Annotated in this window: 15 protein-coding genes and 1 pseudogene; 11 read left to right on the plus strand and 5 right to left on the minus strand. The window is 44.5% G+C overall.

Translation table 11 applies throughout. The annotated features are described in order from the left end of the window. The 3 genes and pseudogenes from ACRN9H_RS03800 to ACRN9H_RS03810 form a co-directional block, all read left to right on the plus strand. Positions 1 to 91 (plus strand): annotated as a pseudogene (locus tag ACRN9H_RS03800) (IS5/IS1182 family transposase); the annotation flags it as partial. Positions 92 to 264: 173 nt separating this feature from the next. After that, complete coding sequence (locus ACRN9H_RS03805; RefSeq protein ID WP_432312535.1) at positions 265 to 900, plus strand: DUF2913 family protein; 636 nt, start codon at positions 265 to 267, stop codon at positions 898 to 900. 134 nt (positions 901 to 1,034) lie between these two features. Further along, positions 1,035 to 1,787, plus strand: coding sequence for a substrate-binding periplasmic protein (locus ACRN9H_RS03810; RefSeq protein ID WP_432312536.1), 753 nt, complete (start codon positions 1,035 to 1,037; stop codon positions 1,785 to 1,787). A 241-nt stretch (positions 1,788 to 2,028) separates the two neighbouring features. Here the strand turns inward: ACRN9H_RS03810 and ACRN9H_RS03815 are convergent, their stop codons facing one another. From ACRN9H_RS03815 to ACRN9H_RS03825, 3 genes are read right to left on the minus strand one after another with little or no spacing between them, the layout of a single operon-like run. Further along, on the minus strand, positions 2,029 to 2,550 hold the full coding sequence (locus ACRN9H_RS03815; RefSeq protein WP_432312537.1) for a hypothetical protein: 522 nt from the start codon (positions 2,548 to 2,550) through the stop codon (positions 2,029 to 2,031). 5 nt (positions 2,551 to 2,555) lie between these two features. Beyond that, positions 2,556 to 4,679, minus strand: a complete 2,124-nt coding sequence (locus tag ACRN9H_RS03820) for an aldehyde ferredoxin oxidoreductase (RefSeq protein ID WP_432312538.1) — start codon at positions 4,677 to 4,679, stop codon at positions 2,556 to 2,558. Positions 4,680 to 4,694: 15 nt separating this feature from the next. Then, positions 4,695 to 5,339: a 4Fe-4S dicluster domain-containing protein gene (locus tag ACRN9H_RS03825; protein ID WP_432312539.1), complete on the minus strand. Its 645-nt coding sequence runs from the start codon at positions 5,337 to 5,339 to the stop codon at positions 4,695 to 4,697. A 354-nt stretch (positions 5,340 to 5,693) separates the two neighbouring features. On the opposite strand from ACRN9H_RS03825, the gene ACRN9H_RS03830 reads away from it, so the two are divergent. The 6 genes from ACRN9H_RS03830 to ACRN9H_RS03855 all read left to right on the plus strand — a co-directional run bounded on the left by ACRN9H_RS03830 (position 5,694) and on the right by ACRN9H_RS03855 (position 11,758). Then, positions 5,694 to 8,048, plus strand: coding sequence for an OmcA/MtrC family decaheme c-type cytochrome (locus tag ACRN9H_RS03830; protein WP_432312540.1), 2,355 nt, complete (start codon positions 5,694 to 5,696; stop codon positions 8,046 to 8,048). Positions 8,049 to 8,433: 385 nt separating this feature from the next. Next, positions 8,434 to 9,942, plus strand: coding sequence for a carboxypeptidase M32 (locus ACRN9H_RS03835; RefSeq protein WP_432312541.1), 1,509 nt, complete (start codon positions 8,434 to 8,436; stop codon positions 9,940 to 9,942). A gap of 150 nt (positions 9,943 to 10,092) precedes the next feature. Further along, complete coding sequence (locus ACRN9H_RS03840) at positions 10,093 to 10,590, plus strand: GNAT family N-acetyltransferase (protein ID WP_432312542.1); 498 nt, start codon at positions 10,093 to 10,095, stop codon at positions 10,588 to 10,590. Beyond that, the gene (locus tag ACRN9H_RS03845) at positions 10,587 to 10,937 is read left to right on the plus strand and encodes a DMT family protein (protein WP_432312543.1); all 351 of its coding nucleotides are present in this window, start codon (positions 10,587 to 10,589) and stop codon (positions 10,935 to 10,937) included. The genes ACRN9H_RS03840 and ACRN9H_RS03845 overlap by 4 nt, the downstream gene beginning before the upstream one ends. Before the next feature lie 29 nt (positions 10,938 to 10,966). Continuing rightward, on the plus strand, positions 10,967 to 11,224 hold the full coding sequence (locus ACRN9H_RS03850) for a DUF2960 domain-containing protein (protein WP_432312544.1): 258 nt from the start codon (positions 10,967 to 10,969) through the stop codon (positions 11,222 to 11,224). Between the two features lie 24 nt (positions 11,225 to 11,248). Next, the gene (locus ACRN9H_RS03855) at positions 11,249 to 11,758 is read left to right on the plus strand and encodes an RDD family protein (protein WP_432312545.1); all 510 of its coding nucleotides are present in this window, start codon (positions 11,249 to 11,251) and stop codon (positions 11,756 to 11,758) included. A 73-nt stretch (positions 11,759 to 11,831) separates the two neighbouring features. Here the strand turns inward: ACRN9H_RS03855 and lptG are convergent, their stop codons facing one another. Next, entirely contained in the window at positions 11,832 to 12,890 is a 1,059-nt protein-coding gene (gene lptG / locus ACRN9H_RS03860; protein WP_432312546.1) for an LPS export ABC transporter permease LptG, read from the minus strand. Further along, positions 12,887 to 13,999: an LPS export ABC transporter permease LptF gene (gene lptF, locus ACRN9H_RS03865; protein WP_263187752.1), complete on the minus strand. Its 1,113-nt coding sequence runs from the start codon at positions 13,997 to 13,999 to the stop codon at positions 12,887 to 12,889. The genes lptG and lptF overlap by 4 nt, the downstream gene beginning before the upstream one ends. Positions 14,000 to 14,242: 243 nt before the next feature. Here lptF and pepA point away from each other — a divergent pair, with 243 nt between their 5' ends. Further along, complete coding sequence (gene pepA / locus ACRN9H_RS03870) at positions 14,243 to 15,751, plus strand: leucyl aminopeptidase (RefSeq protein ID WP_432312547.1); 1,509 nt, start codon at positions 14,243 to 14,245, stop codon at positions 15,749 to 15,751. A gap of 236 nt (positions 15,752 to 15,987) precedes the next feature. After that, on the plus strand, positions 15,988 to 16,491 hold the full coding sequence (locus tag ACRN9H_RS03875; RefSeq protein WP_432312679.1) for a DNA polymerase III subunit chi: 504 nt from the start codon (positions 15,988 to 15,990) through the stop codon (positions 16,489 to 16,491). Positions 16,492 to 16,510: the final 19 nt, after the last annotated feature.

Consider the following 16,510-nt stretch of genomic DNA (forward strand, 5'->3'; position numbering starts at 1 on the left):
AATATCAACAAGATATGACAAGCTAGCAAGAAATTACGCCAGTATGGTGTCACTGGCGTTTATGTTAATGTGGCTGCCGATGTATTGCTGAGCAACATTTGTACAGCAAAGATCAACAGACCCTAGTCATTGCAGAATAATCAATATCGGTTTTAGTGGCACTTTGCTAAACTAGCCCCGCCGCAATCCAAGCGTTCGAGCTCAGCATCATTTATGCTGATGGTTCAAACAGATAACATCACTTCAGCCCGCGGCGGAGCCATAATGAATTCTCAAACCTATAACCAAGTTGTGCTAGAACTCGCCATGGCGGGCCTTGCCGATTTAGCCACCTCAGCACAAACGAAAAAAGCCCAGCGCACACCTGCGCAGGAAAGCCATTTTTTGTGTAATTGGATGGTCGAATCCTTAAAAGAAAAACGTTTTTCTAAACTGGTTGCTGACGACCTAACAGCGTGGATCCGCTTAGCCCGCAGCCAAGGTGCTGGCGCTGAACTCAAACATTTATTAGAAAGAATTGTGTATCAATATCAGGCTATTGAACAAACTGAGCCCGCCTTAGGAATAGGTTTGAATGCCATGATTGAGGAACTAAAACAGGCACAATGGCTAGTCTTTACGGATACTGACATTACTGCAAAACTTAAGCTCGATGGCGATGGTCAATCCAGCTTAGTGATTGATGCAAAAGAATTTAGCCAACATATCAAAGATAATCAGCTGGTAAAGCCAATTAACTTATATGTCCGTGCCGACGAACAACAACTGACGCGAATTGCGTTATCCCATGGCTTACTGCTTAGCCAAAGCAATAAGAAAACCAGCTTAATTAAACATCATAAAACCTATCGAATTTATCCCCACAATCAACAACCTGCCCTATGCCAACTATTAGCGTAAAGTACAATTGCTTAACCTGTTGAACTGCTTGAATATGACTTGTGTGACTTAATAAACATTTTAATCACATAAGTCAGGTAAGATAGCCACAAAATAATGCTGAGAGACATCAAGATAACAGGGATGAGGACAAGATGGTTAAGCGAGGTTTACAGTATAAACACCTAATTCAATTCGCTTTATTGATCCTTTTTTTGACTCAGCAACAGGCCTTCGCACAGTCGCTTAAATACAATATCACTGGCTCTTACTCTTGGTATCCTTACTTTATTGATCATCAAGCAGAGGCACCGGGGATGATCGCAGAACTGATCCCAATGATTTTATCATTAGCTAAAGTTGAAGCTGAAATCCTCGACTTACCACCTAAGCGCACCAATAAGGCCCTCGAAACGGGTCTACTCGACTTTGATATTGTCAGTCCGAGCTGGTTTGCAAAACAAGATTTGGGGCCGCTATTTGTTAAATCTACGCCCATCATTCAAATCACCGAATATGTGGTCACATTGCCCGAAAACGTGAGTCAATATCGTGATATCAACCAGATAAAAGGTAAAGAAGTGGGTACAGTACGCGGCTACTTATACCACGACGCTCAACATTTTATCCGTACCGACTTTGCTTCCGAACAGGAGCTAATCAAGGCGTTAGGCAAACACAGAGTTAAAGCCATTATTGCGGGTAATTATCCTGCTCTGTATTGGTCTGCTCAGCTAGGGATCCCTGTGGCACTTGCGGCGGTACATTCCGATGGTGATTTAGTATTTCGATTACGTAAAGAACACGCAGCTCTACTTCCTGCTATCAATCAAGCTATAGCGACCCTTAAGGCCAATGGTAATATTGACGAGATCATCAAAAAGTACACTCAACCCCAGATAAGTTAATATAAACAAATGAATAGGGTGAAAGATAAGGCTAGCTCACCCACAATATCTGGCTCAAATTGTAGGTTAAACCACTCACGATAAAAGCTATTTGATATGTTAATAGCCAAAATATACCCACGATAAGATTATCCCAGCAATGCTGCATCAATAACGTTATCGATTCATGTACCTTTGAGTACAACGTTCTCTTAATAACAAAAAAGCGCCCGAAGGCGCTTATTAGTAGAGTAATTTAACCTTAGTTTGACCATTCACAGGGATCGTAATTGGCAAGCACGGCTGCATAGCTATGACTTAACCCTTGAGTCGAGTAATAGTAACCTTGCCCCTGGTTATCCTGCGCATAATGGATATCCTCAGCACCTGGCTGCTGGGGTAATTGTTCCCGTAAATGGCATAGTTTCGGCTCATCATAAAAATAAGGCGCAAACGTTAATACGCTCTCTAGGTATACCTCAGTATGGCGGCAACTATTGCGACGAATTTGCGCGATAACCGCCTCAAAAGCCTCACCTCGCTCGAGCGCCAACCACTGCTCCGCATAGCGTTCAACAATACTCCTATCAGAATAAAAGAAATGTTTTTCATCCGATAAACGCATCTGCACATCCACATAATCTTCTGTAAGGATGAGGTTAATATAGCGATGAATCGTCTGCTCGCTATCCCACTCCAGTCCAGCTACGGCGGCGATTTGCTCCGCCGTAACCAAACGTCCGTGTTGACTAAATACCCTGATATAACCCACTAGTTCAATCATTGTTTTCAACCGGGTAATAGGCCTCGCGCTGCTAATCTATCAGCGACAAACCCTAAACTAAACTTATCAAGCGTGGCTCGAGTCGGCGCACCAGTCTGGATATCCCAACCAAAGGCTTCATAGAACATATCTAATGAAGTTTGCATATCCGCACGATCCATCTTGATGGTGCCCTCTTGGCCAAAGTTTTTATCTGGATCCATATCATAAACCCAGTCGCTGAGCACATCGTGTTCTTCACGCATATTACTTTCATTCATCTGCAATATGGTTAAGGCACGGTGTAAATGTAAAACTCTCTCGGCCTTGAAATCTAACTCAGCCTCACTGGTTTCAATCCCAGTGACTAAGCTAAACATTTGCGACTCGATAGTACTATCACCCTCATAATTCCGGTTTTTATCGGGCGAGGCTAATAACGGGAACATCCAGTTACACAGTGTCAACGAATCATGTAATACGTTTTTCACCAAAGACCATTTGGCAAAACGCACCTTTGCAGCATTGATTGGGGTATACCAGTTAACCTTATCAAAGGCACCCTCGCCCCATTTTTTCTCGGCAATAGCAGCCGTCATATCATGGGGTAGCCCACTGTTAACAATGTTAATGTGGGAATGGCACTGAGCATCACGGTTAAACACTACGTTGATTAATGTGCCTACCTGCCCCGCGGTTTCACTCGCATGGTGCACCGCTGCGTTAGTTTTTTTATTAAAAACCTTGGTTTTACTTTCTTTATGTATGTCCCAATAACCTAATGCGGGATTAGTACCATCCAAGCCCCAACGTTCAATTAAGTCATATAAACCATCGGCCATGTGAGAGATTTCACCTTCTTTAAAGGCAATTCGGCGATAAAAATCGATCAAAAAAGCAGGGTCTTGATTATCCCAAAGCGCCCAAGGAATGCTGTTGTATTCCTCTTCTGGTAATAAATGTTTAAACATATCATGAGTTTTTAAAAACTTAAAAATATGAGAAATCAAACCGTAGTTACACCAAATACCATAATCATCGAGAATTTGAGCCCCCAACACACCCGCCATCGCATGTGCTTCAGTGCCATTCTTGGTTCCCATCAAATATTGAGGCACAAGGAATCCCATGCAAACATTGGAGATATGCTCAGATTTACGATTGTATTTGCTTTTTAATTCAGGAACTTTAAGCTCACAAAAACAACGAATAGGGCATGAATGGCAACCGCCGGTACGCTTCATCCATTTGTTGGCATATTCCACTCCGATATAGCTTTCTGCCATTGAAGTACGAAATCCAATACGATTACGCTCATTCCACGGCACTTCACCCAAGTCGATTTCTTGATCGGCGGCGCCCCACTTAAGGCCTGGTCTAGATTTCCAACGGCTGATTGGTGCTGAGTATTCGGCCCAAGATTGTGGAGTAGAAGGCACTACACCGTTATTATTGGCACCGATCACACCTAAAATATGGTCATCTAAAGCGCGCATTTTTTCATTACTGGCGGCGATTTTGACCGCGCCCGTGCCAATAATGCCAATCCCTTTACAATTCTTTGAGCCCATAACCGAGCCATGACCACCAGCAGAATGCCCGCCTTGAGTCATGATGACGGATAGGGGAACTTGATTTTCACCGGCTTGACCAATAGCTGCAACCTGCGCATTAGGCCCCATCATTTGAGCTATCATGGCGTGGGTATCAAAAATACCTTTTCCCCACAGAGTATCAGCAGGTTCGATGGTGACTTTGTCATCGACAATTTTCAGCCACACAGGACGGCTCGCCTTGCCTTCTATTGCTATCGCATCGAAACCAGCAAATTTCATCGCTGGCGAAAAATGTCCACCAAAGTGGCCATCGGCAATAAGATGTTTTTCAATGACGGGGCTACGGGAAGTAATAGTAGTACGGCCAGTACAAATAACACCTGAGCCCGATAATGGTCCAGCAGAGAACACTATTATATTTTCAGCATCAGTAGCTTTAATATCATCCTTATGATCATCCCATAGTATTTTATAACCAATACCCATGCCGCCAATATAGTCGTAATATTGTTCAATGGGTTCATAAACAATAGAGCTAGTCGTTAAATTAACGCGAAGTACTTTACCTGCCCAACCACCTATTTTATTACTCATTATATTTCCCTCAATTTAAGAAACTAAGCCGGTATATTTTTCATATTGTTCTAATGCAGCTTCGGCTTCTTCCCAAGGATAAAATTTAATTGCCCCTGTTGGACAAACTTGAGCACAAGCAGGATTTCCATTGCATAAATCGCATTTAACGGCTTTCATTTTACTGCGAACAACTTTAATCACTTGCTGCGGACATTTATCAGCGCAATAGCCACATCCAACACAACGCTCTTCATCAATAATTTTGGCGCCTGTGAGCGGATTTGTTGAAATGGCCTGTTGCGGACAGACTTGGGTACAGACTTCGCATTGACGACAAGTTGCTGGTACTACAGTGCCATCACCACACTCACCGTGTTGTGTCTGGTAGTCAAATTGCACGCCATGTGGGCCAAAGTTCATATTACGTTCGACTTTTACCCGCGCCAGTGTGGGGCTGCAATCTCCCTCATGGTTCCAACTACAGGCGATTTCACAACGGCGGCAACTTACACACATCACGGGGTTGACGACCATTAATCCACCCGCCATGACCTCTACAACTTCTGGACTGCTATTATCACTGCCACAACCAGTAAGAAAACTAATCAGTGTTCCGTGATAAACAGTACCGACAGCAACGCCCATACTGCTTTTAAGTATTCCTCTTCTAGTTATCATATTCGATCCTTTATTAGTCAAAGCAATATAATTAAAATATGCATACACTTTGATTCCCGACAACTTATGCTAGAGTAATATCTGTAATTATTTTATATCTGCGTCACACTTACCCATATTGGGTAATGATTAGTTTGAGTTGCGTGACTTTTATCATAACCCTGTTATTAACAATTAATAATTACCAATTTCAAAAACTGAAATAACACCCCACTTCAAACTAAGCCAATATAATTAGATGTTGCTATTAAAAATGATTAGTTTTATATCGTTAGACTAATAACTGAGTTAATATTTTAAACGCATACATTCCGATTAGAGTCCCGACAGAATCTAATTAAAAAGGAATGGAAAATGATAAAAATGAATAACCGTTCTCAATGGAAGGTTTTTACTCCCATTGCCATTGCCGTTTGTCTAATGACAGCGTGCTCCGAGGGCGATGATGGTAAAGAAGGCCCACCTGGGACTGTCAGTATCAGCATAGAAAAGGCGGATACGCTCCAAGCAACAATCGACAAAGTCACTATTGATGCTCAAACTCAAGTACAGGTTGATTTTTTCCTCAGTAATGCCAATGGTATTGCCGTCACTGGACTCGAAAGCCTTAAGGAATTAGATACCTTAAGCTTAGGTATCGCCAAACTGGCACCGCCGCAAGATCACTATAAAGCCACTCAGACTACAGTAGGCTTAGCCACTGAAAGCCTGCCTGTCACGGGCTCTACCGATGCTGCGCTACAATGGACCAGCTATATTAATAACCAAGTTGAACCTGCGATTAATGCACAGGCCAACGCCAAGACTCAATTTCAAGCGGGTATCGAGAGCAATTGTAAAACGACGTGTTTAATCTCACTCGGTGAAGGTTTATACCGTTATACATTCAGCAAGCCACTGACGGGCTACTCTCAATTTGCAGGGCTCGATACGCAATATACGCCAGAGCTTACCCACAGGATTTATCTAGAGTTAAAACCATTGGCGACCAGCCTAGCCAACACTCAATTGATCAACAGCGTATATGATTTTGTGCCCGCAACAGGACAAACCGTTGCGGCAGATATGGGTCGTAACGTGATAGCGCCTGAGCAAGCGTGTTTTCGTTGCCATAGTGACAATCTAGCAAATACCGATACTCGTTTGTTGATGCACGGTGGGAAACGTTTTGCCTATGAAGGTTGCGTTGTTTGTCACACGACTTACTCTGGCGATCCTGAAACAGGCAATAGCTTAGATATGGCCACGTTGACACACCAAATCCACCAAGCTAAATACCAAGTTGTAGGTTACAAGGGACAGCTGTATGACTACTCAAATGTGACCTTTCCCGGCGATATGAGCCAGTGTCAGCAATGTCATATTCCCGGCGCAGCGGCTCAAAGCGACAATTACAACATCCCCAGTAAAACGGCCTGCCTTGACTGTCACAAAGCGCAAATTCCCGCTAACTGGAATGACACTGTGGCAGGGTTATTCCACGATAGAGAAATCTTCGCCAACGCTTGGTCAATGAGTTGTAGCGGTTGCCATCCTGATAGCAATAATCCCCAAGGGGTCGGTCTATTTCACAATGCCGCAGTCAATACAGCCTCTAAACTGGCGAGCGATTACCAAGTCAAGTTACTCAATTCGCAGCTCAGTGTTGAAACTCAAACCCTTGAAGTTACATTGCAAGTGCTGCAACTGGATCAACTTCCCGCGACTCAAGCGATGATTAAATCTTTCTGGTTGATTGCAACGGGTGAAAACCATCGCACCGACATGCCTGTTAATAATGGTCAACGCAAAGTGTGGGATTTATTGGCAACCACAGCCGATGTTGCTTTAAAAATTACTGGACCTAATCAAATAACCGTCACAATGACAAACCTGTCGACAGCTGATTTTGGCGATTTAAGCCAGTCGCAGCTCTACAGTAAACTGGTACTCTGCGCCGATAAAAACACCGGATTTACCGTTAACTGTAATGTGGCGAATCAAGATGTGAGTCTTAGTGCAGTAAATACATTAACTCTGCAAGGTCAAGCCGTTACGGCAAAAACCAAAGTGAATGAATCAGCCTGTCGTCAGTGTCATGACCAAGGGTTAGAGGATAGAGTCCTATCTGCGCATCAAATGAAAGGGATTTTTGAGCCCAATAGCAGCTGCGGTACCTGCCATGCTCCGCAAACGTCAACGGCGCTCACAGATAGGCAATGCCAAAGTTGCCATACTAATGATGCAGTTATGTATCTCAATGCTAATGTGATGCATACCTCTGGGGCTGACCAAATCAAACCCTATCGCACTATCAACAATACCTTGAGCTACAGGGAAATGGTGCATTCACTGCATGCAGGAACCCGCACTGTGGTCGGTTTTGGCAATCCACGCCCTGAACTGACCTACCCTAATGCGAAAAATAATTGCAGTGCTTGTCACAGCGCTGGGCAACTCGACCTTGCCGAACTGAGTACGCAACAATCCCTGTTAGTTGCAGCGCCGGGGGCTGCCAACAATGGCCAAATTGCAGAGTATTCACCGACATTGGCAACCTGCACAGCTTGCCACGCTCAACTAGATAGCTTAGTAGTTCATGCGCGTAGTTTTGGCGGGGTGTATCAAAGCGATGCCAGCGGTGGTCGAATTTATCAATCGGGACAAGAGTCATGCGCTACCTGCCATGCAGAAGGTCGCTCATCGGGGGTCGATAAGGTACACCAATAAGCTATTAAGTTTTATCTAGCCCCAAAAGGCGCTCGTTATAAAGCGAGCGCCTTCGCCTTGAGTCAAAATATTTTATTTATCATGCCCTAATGATCACATCAAATGACGACGTTTTAAGCCTCAAAACAATAACGGCTAAAATTTAATATTTGGTTTTAACACTGTTAAGCAGGCCCGACTCCCATCTATCAAGGTTTAAGCGTTATTAACGCTAAACGGTTCATCAATTAATCAGCCTACGTCTACTACCAAAGCGATAGCAGTGAGTGTCTAGCGCAGTGCTACCTTTAAGGTTTTAGTGTTATATGATTTTGCCTCCGTTGTATTATCATTCTGTTATTGTTATTTATTTGCGCAGGGTTTTATGCCCTTGAAGGAAAATCCAATGGGCACACAGCTTAAGCCTCAAGTACCAACGCCACGTTACGATAAACTGACAGCACATTTCCAAAAAATCTCTCACTTTGAACATTTCAGCGCTTTAGGTGATTGGGATCAAGCGGCCATGATGCCCATTGGCGGCGGTAATGATCGCGGTAATGCAATGGCAGAACTGGCGCTGCATATCCACACACTCAAAACCTCAGACACCTTAGCCGAAAATTTACATGGCGCGGCAGAAGAAGTACTCACAACTGAGCAACAAGCTAACCTGCGGGAAATGCAGTACCAGTATCAACAGGCAAACCTAGTGCCAGGCTGCCTTGTACAAGCCAAAACCAAAATGGCCTATCAATGTGAAAATGCATGGCGTGAGCAGCGTAAAAATAATGACTGGCAGGGCTTTAAACCCAATCTAAAAGCGGTTATTGAGCTTGCTAAGGAAGAAGCGCAGATCCGCGCAAAAGCCCAGAATATTTCTCCCTATGATGCCCTGCTCAATAAATTTGAACCGGGAATGACCACCGCAAAATTAGAGCAAACCTTTGGTGGACTTAAAGATTGGCTACCAACACTCATCCAAGAGGTACTCGTTAAGCAAGCAAACGAGCCAAAGCTCACGCTTAATGGCCCCTTCGATATGAATGCACAGCAAATCCTTGGCCGCGAGGTGATGAATTTACTGGGTTTTGACTTTAATCACGGTAGATTAGATACCAGTAGCCATCCCTTCTGTGGTGGGGTGCCGAGCGATGTGCGCATAACGACTCGCTACAATGAGGCCGATTTTAGTAGTGCTATCATGGGTATAGTTCACGAAACTGGCCATGCCAGATATGAGCAAGGCTTACCTCTTGCGTGGCGAGGCCAACCCGCGGGGCTTGCACGTTCTATGGGAATTCACGAAAGCCAAAGTCTATTTTGCGAGATGCAACTCGGGGCAAATCCGGCCTTTTTACGTCAATTGCAACCTAAAATCGCGCAGCATCTTAATTGTCATTTTAGCGCCCAAGAATTAGCCCAGCATTACACTCGCGTAAATCCCGGACTTATTCGCGTTGACGCCGATGAAGTCACCTACCCCTGCCATATTTTACTACGCTTTGAGGCAGAAAAAGCCTTTATCGACGGCAGCTTAACGGTGGATAACTTACCTGATTTTTGGTCGGCGCAGATGCAACAATTATTGGGGATCAATACCGATGGCAATTATCGCGACGGTTGTATGCAGGATATTCATTGGGCTGTGGGCGAGCTAGGATATTTCCCTAGTTACACCTTAGGCGCCATGTATGCAGCCCAATGTCGCTTTGCGATGGAAAAAGCCTTAGGGCCAATTGAAGCCCTAATCGATGCAGGCAAGCTGGACTCGGTATTTCAATGGTTGAGCAAACATATTTGGTCTAAGGGATCTTTGCTCACGACCGATGAACTGATTCATCAAGCAACGGGCGAAACCTTAAATAGTCAATATCTTGAACGTCACCTGCGCCAACGATACTTAGGTATTTAGCCGTTATGTATGAAAAAGCGCTGAAAGCTCAGTTTTAATGGTTTTTTCAGCGTTTAATATTGCCGCTGAAACCTGCATTTGAAAGACATTTGAGGTTATAATGCCGGGCTTATTTTGAGTGAGATATATTGAACGGGATAAATATCGGCCATGTTACTGCGAGCAATCACCCCACAGGATTGGGACGCTATTTTAAACATCCAAGACGAGTGTTACTCGCAACTGGATCCTGAGCCATTGCACGTGCTGCAAAGCAAATGGCGGGTATCACCTCAGTCTTGTTTTGTGTTTGAAGTCGATGAAGCGGTTGTCGGTTATTGTTTAGCGCATCCTTGGGCCGTCAATATGCCGCCCGCACTCTATCAGCCCATTACCCATTTGCCCAAGGCTGATACTCTGTATCTGCACGATATTGCGATTTCGGCCAAAGCCCAAGGGTTAGGTGCAGGCACTAAGGCGCTCACCCGCTTAATACAACTGGCAGATCGCTTGAATCTCAATTCCTTATCCCTCGTTGCAGTACAAGGCGCCGACAGTTATTGGTTTAAGATGGGCTTTAAACCTCAGAGCATAGATAAATGTCTTGGCAGCTACACTGACGACGCCATACATATGATTTATAAGCTTAATAATAGAGATGAAAGATGAACCCAACCCTGACCACTATCGGTTTACTCTGCCTAAGCAATGTCTTTATGACCTTTGCTTGGTACGGACATTTAAAAACCTTAGGCTCAAAACCTTGGATTATCGCCGCCTTAGTCAGTTGGGGTATCGCCCTCTTTGAATACTTGCTGCAAGTGCCTGCTAACCGTATCGGTTACACAGTCATGAATCTCGGCCAGTTAAAGATTTTACAAGAAGTCATCACCTTAAGTTTGTTTGTCCCCTTTGCCTATTTCTACATGAAAGAGCCATTGAAGCTCGATTATTTGTGGGCAGGACTGTGCATATTAGGTGCTGTATATTTTATTTTTAGAAGTGAATTTAATTAATTTCAGACTTATTTCAGGAGAGCTCCCCCATGGCCCGTCAAGTCACTTATACCTTCAAAGGTAAGACTAAAACCATCGCCTTTAGTTACGACAAACACCATGATTTATATGAAGCGGTTGCCGAAGCTGAAGGCATAGATCTGACCCAATTTTTGGCTATGGAACAACAGGTCGCCATGACGTCACGCAAAGGTGCAAAGGCAGAAAAAGAATTCCGTAAGGTAGAATTTACTCGCTTTGGCTTTAGTAATATCCACTTTGTTAGAGATGAAGAACCCGAGGCTTAAGTCTTTTAATAACAGGACATTGTAATGTTAAATACTGAACATGCTAATTTTCCCCGTGCGGGGTTCTTGCGCCGCTTAGGCGCCGCTGTTTACGATTCAATGTTAGCCGTGGCCGTTTATATGGTTGCTGGGGCAGTAGGCTTTGGGATTTTCTACGGTTTAACCGCTTCAGGGCTGCTTAACATGAACGGCTTTGAGCATATATCAGACGCCCTAAATGGCACGCCGATTTACCATGGCATTTATCAACTCTGGCTAGTCTTGTGTGTAGGCACTTTTTACGCCTTATTCTGGAGCAAAGGTGGACAAACCTTAGGTATGCGTGCTTGGCGCCTTAAGGTGCAACATCCTAATGGCCAAAATTTAAGCCTGATCACCGCCTATGCGCGTATTATTTGGTCACTGCTTGGTATAGGTAATCTGTGGATTTTAATCAATGATAACAAACTTGCCCTGCAAGATAGTATGACTCGCTCAGAAGTGGTTGTGTTGTCTAAAGAAGCCAACCAAATGCGTAACTGGCATGGCGCTTAAGCTCAATACTCAGTAAGTTCACCTATAAAAAAACGACGCTAATGCGTCGTTTTTTATAGGTGAATTGTCGTTATTATCGCCGAATAAAGTAAAAAGCAACGCTGGTAAATAACAAGCTGGGGGCTACTGCTCCCACATAGGCGGGTAGCTCATACACTATACTCATTGGGCCAAAAATTTCGTTACTAATATAAAAGCTGAAACCTGCCACGACCCCAAGTAATACCCGCGCGCCCATAGTCACAGTTCGTAGCGGGCCAAACACAAACGACAGCGCCACTAACATCATTACTGCAACGGTCACTGGCTGCATGATCTTGCGCCACAAAGCGAGCTCATAACGGCTAGGATCTTGACTGTTGGTTTTAAGATAATCGAGATAACCGACCAGACCACGAATCGATAACGCTTCAGGTTTAACCGATACCACACTGAGCTTATCTGGGGTTAAACTTGATTGCCATTGTTCTTCTTCGTGGTGTTCTAGAATGACTCTGTCATAGCTTAAGTCGGTACGTTTTACATCAAATAGACGCCAACTGTTCTCAACAAAAACCGCGCGTTCAGCATGCACCACGTTAGTGAGTTTTAACTCACTATTAAACTTATAGAGTGTAATATTGTTGAGTTTGTTGATCTTTTCAACTTCACCAATATTAACGAAAAAATCACCATCTTTAGCCCAAATCCCACGGTGGGATTTAATTAAACTCCCGCCAGAAAGTTTAACCGCTTGTAGTTCATTGGCCTTTTGCTCCGCAATGGGCGCGCCCCACTCACCTAATGCCATAACCAATAACATTAATGGCACAGCGGTTTTCATCGCCGACAGAGTGATCTGCAAACGTGACATGCCAGAAGCTTGCATCACCACAAGTTCCGAGTTCGATGCTAACATTCCCATGCCAATCAACGCACCCAGCAACACAGCCATCGGGAAAAACATTTCAATATCCCGTGGCACTAAAAACAGCACATAGATGCCCGCATCCATCATGCTATAGGTGCCGCGCCCCACTAAACGCAGTTGGTCAACCCATTTAATAATGCCCGATAACCCCGTCAATACCAGCAAACAAAGCGCCGAAGTGCTTAACAATATCCGCGCGATATAAAGGTCTAAAATCTTCATGCCGCCACCTTCTTATGGGCGAGCAGGATCGATATCCGACTAAAAATAGGTCTGTCTTTACCGAGTAAAAATATTCCCATTAATAACGCCGAAATATGGATCCACCACATGCCTAAATACAGTGGAATAATGCCATCTTGTAATGCCTTACGTCCCGCGACCATCAAACCAAAATAGCCAAGGTACAGTAGTATTGCGGGGAACATTTTAGCGAATTTACCTTGGCGTACATTCACTCTAGCTAGCGGCACAGCAATCAAGGTCATGATCGGAATAGCCAGCGGAATCGCTAAACGCCAATGAAACTCTGCAACCGCTTCCGCGCCTTCAATTTTAACTAGCTCATCAACGGGCAGTGCCGATAATTTACGCCGACGCTCATCGATTTGCTGCTCTTTGATTTGCATGTTGTAGCCAGCAAATTCAAGCACTTGATAGTCTTTCAAACGAGGGCTACCCTGATAACGCACGCCATCGTTCAAATTCAGTTGTTGCGCACCAAAACTGTCTTCCTGAACACGTCCACCCTTAGCCACGACTACGTTAGCGACCCCAGTTTCGTCATCGGGATCGGGTAGCTGTGCGACAAACACTTTCTCTAGCTCGTTATCTTTGCCAATACGCTCTACAAACAATACAGCGCGGCCATTGGGACTCGCTTGAAAACGCCCTTGCACTAAGGCCGCAAGCCCAGCTTCAGATTGGGCTTTTTCGAGCACTTGGTTTTGCCGCTCTTCAGCCCAAGGCGCGACATAAAGGGATAAATATCCAGTAAGTAACATATTGATTACAGCAAGAATTAAGGTCACTCGGGTGACATACCACTCGCTAACACCAACACCGTGGAGAATGACCATCTCATTTTCAGAATACATACGGCCGTGGGCCAGTAAAATTCCCAAAAATAAACTTAAAGGTAGGACTAAAATCACCAGATAAGGCAAGTTAAGCCCGATCAGAGTCATAATTAAGGAGGCAGGGAAATCACCATCGGAGGCATCGGCCAATATACGTACGAAATGTTGGCTAATAAAAATAGTTAACAGCACTAAAAGTACCGCAACTTGTGCCTTTAAAACTTCTCGAATTAGGTATTTAAATACAATCACAGGCAGGTTCCGGTCTCTAAACTTATCTTTTTGCTGGTAACAGACTAACTTTCATGTAAACTGACTACTTTTGATAGTTTTCTGACCAACTTCAGGGGTTATAGGTAAACTTAACGTCACTAAATACGTGGCTTAAGCGCCGAGAATAAATCACCTTTGGAGTAGTAACTTAGGCCCTTTTCGGGACAAGCAGACATTATCTAATAAATATAAAAATTTGTCTTTAAGAATCTAGGAGTGCTCATGGAGTTTAGCGTAAAAAGCGGTAGCCCCGAAAAACAACGCTCAGCCTGTATTGTGGTCGGTGTTTATGAACCCCGACGTCTATCAGGTATCGCTGAGCAATTAGATAAAATTAGCGAAGGTTACATCAGTAACTTGTTGCGCCGCGGCGATCTGGAAGGCAAACCTGGCCAGATGCTATTGCTGCACCACGTTCCTAACGTATTGAGTGAGCGTGTATTATTAGTGGGTTGTGGCAAAGAACGAGAACTAGACGAACGCCAATACAAGCAAATCATCACTAAAACAATCAACACCCTTAACGAAACGGGTTCAATGGAAGCCGTATGCTTCTTAACTGAACTGCACGTGAAAGGACGCGATACGTATTGGAAAGTACGTCAAGCGGTTGAAACCACTAATAGCAGTCTTTATAGCTTTGATGCCCTGAAGACCCGCAAAGGTGAAACTCGCCGTCCACTGCGTAAATTAGTTTTCAATGTCCCGACTCGCCGTGAATTAACCTTAGGTGAGCGCGCCATCGAGCACGGTATGGCAGTGTCTGCAGGCATGCATTTATGTCGCGATGTGGCCAACATGCCACCTAACATCTGTAATCCAGCCTATTTAGCTTCTCAAGCTCGCCAAATGGCTGAAATACACGACACTCTGCATGTCACCACTATCGGTGAAGAGCAAATGGCCAAACTGGGCATGAACTCATACCTTGCAGTCGGTCGCGCCAGTGCCAACGAATCCATCATGACTGTGATGGAATACAAGGGCGCTGTCGATAGCACTGAAAAACCCATCGTATTAGTCGGTAAAGGGTTAACCTTCGACTCGGGTGGTATTTCATTGAAACCTGGCGAAGCCATGGACGAAATGAAATACGACATGGGCGGCGCAGCGGGTGTTATTGGCACCATGAAAGCCATTTGTGAAATGAAGTTACCTATCAACGTAGTAGGTATTCTGGCGGGCTGTGAAAACATGCCATCAGGTAACGCTTACCGTCCAGGTGATATTCTGACCACTATGTCGGGCCAAACCGTTGAAGTGTTAAATACTGATGCTGAAGGTCGTTTAGTGCTATGTGACGTTTTAACCTATGTTGAGCGTTTCAATCCTGAACTGGTGATTGACACAGCAACGCTAACAGGCGCCTGTGTGATTGCCCTTGGTAAACATGCCTCAGGTCTGTTCTCATCACATAATCCACTAGCACACGAGCTATTAAGCGCCGGTGAGCAAAGTGGTGACCGCGCATGGCGCATGCCATTATGGGATGAGTATCAAGATATGCTCGATAGCCCATTTGCTGACATGACCAACTTAGGTGGCCGTCCAGCAGGTGCAATTACGGCAGCGTGTTTCCTTTCGCGCTTTACTAAAAAATACAACTGGGCTCACCTAGATGTAGCCGGCACTGCATGGAATAGCGGAGCGAATAAAGGCTCTACGGGTCGTCCAGTGCCAATATTGACTCAGTTCTTGATCAATCGAGCTGGCGTTGAAGTAGGCGAATAGCCGACTATCTGGTCTTAGCTTGTTAAAGGCTCGATGAATCAAAGGCGAAGATAACAATCTTCGCCTTTTTTATTTCATGCTGAAAAGCAATTTCTGACTTGAGTTAAGAAAACTGAAAAATAATGATTAATAAAACCTAAGCCCGAAGCTAAGCCAAGCATTAACCCATACTGGCTTTTAGTGTAAACTGCTCCTCTGGTTCGCCACGAAAACAAATGAAGCAAGGCATTGAAATCATGACTCAAGTGTTATTTTATCTTATGCCGCCGGTGGCATCGTCTGCCAGGGCTACGACAAATTCACCCGTTGTAACAGCGAATACAAACCCTGCACTTTACGCAATGCACCTTCTAGCATGCCAACTGGCGCAACAGGCTTTTGTAAAGCAACAATGGGTGTATATTCATTGCCAAGACAAGCAGCAAGCCCATGCAATTGATGAACTTTTATGGCAGTTTGAACCCAGTGCGTTTGTGCCACATAACCTCAAAGGTGAAGGTCCGATGACGGGATCGCCAGTTGAAATTGGTTTTGATCGCCTCGGCGCCAACAAAAGTCGCCAAGTTCTGATTAATCTTGCAGACCAAGCGCCCCCATTTGCGGTAAACTTTGGCCACATTATCGATTTTGTTGCCAATGACGATCAGCATAAAGCGGTCGCTCGCGAACGTTATCGACAGTATCGCGGCTTAGGGGTCAATCTACAGACCCAAGACTTAGCAACACATCCACTTAATTAGTTTGAGACAGACACGTTCC

Origin of the sequence: Shewanella sp. MF08487 (genome assembly GCF_050848685.1) — a bacterium.
GTDB classification, from domain to species: domain Bacteria; phylum Pseudomonadota; class Gammaproteobacteria; order Enterobacterales; family Shewanellaceae; genus Shewanella; species Shewanella glacialipiscicola.

Bases quoted from the DNA above. Each gene is read 5' to 3' on its own strand.
- ACRN9H_RS03805 (WP_432312535.1), top strand. From the start codon at position 265: ATGAATTCTCAAACCTATAACCAAGTTGTGCTAGAACTCGCCATGGCG.
- ACRN9H_RS03810 (WP_432312536.1), top strand. From the start codon at position 1,035: ATGGTTAAGCGAGGTTTACAGTATAAACACCTAATTCAATTCGCTTTA.
- ACRN9H_RS03815 (WP_432312537.1), bottom strand. From the start codon at position 2,550: ATGATTGAACTAGTGGGTTATATCAGGGTATTTAGTCAACACGGACGT.
- ACRN9H_RS03820 (WP_432312538.1), bottom strand. From the start codon at position 4,679: ATGAGTAATAAAATAGGTGGTTGGGCAGGTAAAGTACTTCGCGTTAAT.
- ACRN9H_RS03825 (WP_432312539.1), bottom strand. From the start codon at position 5,339: ATGATAACTAGAAGAGGAATACTTAAAAGCAGTATGGGCGTTGCTGTC.
- ACRN9H_RS03830 (WP_432312540.1), top strand. From the start codon at position 5,694: ATGATAAAAATGAATAACCGTTCTCAATGGAAGGTTTTTACTCCCATT.
- ACRN9H_RS03835 (WP_432312541.1), top strand. From the start codon at position 8,434: ATGGGCACACAGCTTAAGCCTCAAGTACCAACGCCACGTTACGATAAA.
- ACRN9H_RS03840 (WP_432312542.1), top strand. From the start codon at position 10,093: ATGTTACTGCGAGCAATCACCCCACAGGATTGGGACGCTATTTTAAAC.
- ACRN9H_RS03845 (WP_432312543.1), top strand. From the start codon at position 10,587: ATGAACCCAACCCTGACCACTATCGGTTTACTCTGCCTAAGCAATGTC.
- ACRN9H_RS03850 (WP_432312544.1), top strand. From the start codon at position 10,967: ATGGCCCGTCAAGTCACTTATACCTTCAAAGGTAAGACTAAAACCATC.
- ACRN9H_RS03855 (WP_432312545.1), top strand. From the start codon at position 11,249: ATGTTAAATACTGAACATGCTAATTTTCCCCGTGCGGGGTTCTTGCGC.
- lptG (WP_432312546.1), bottom strand. From the start codon at position 12,890: ATGAAGATTTTAGACCTTTATATCGCGCGGATATTGTTAAGCACTTCG.
- pepA (WP_432312547.1), top strand. From the start codon at position 14,243: ATGGAGTTTAGCGTAAAAAGCGGTAGCCCCGAAAAACAACGCTCAGCC.
- ACRN9H_RS03875 (WP_432312679.1), top strand. From the start codon at position 15,988: ATGACTCAAGTGTTATTTTATCTTATGCCGCCGGTGGCATCGTCTGCC.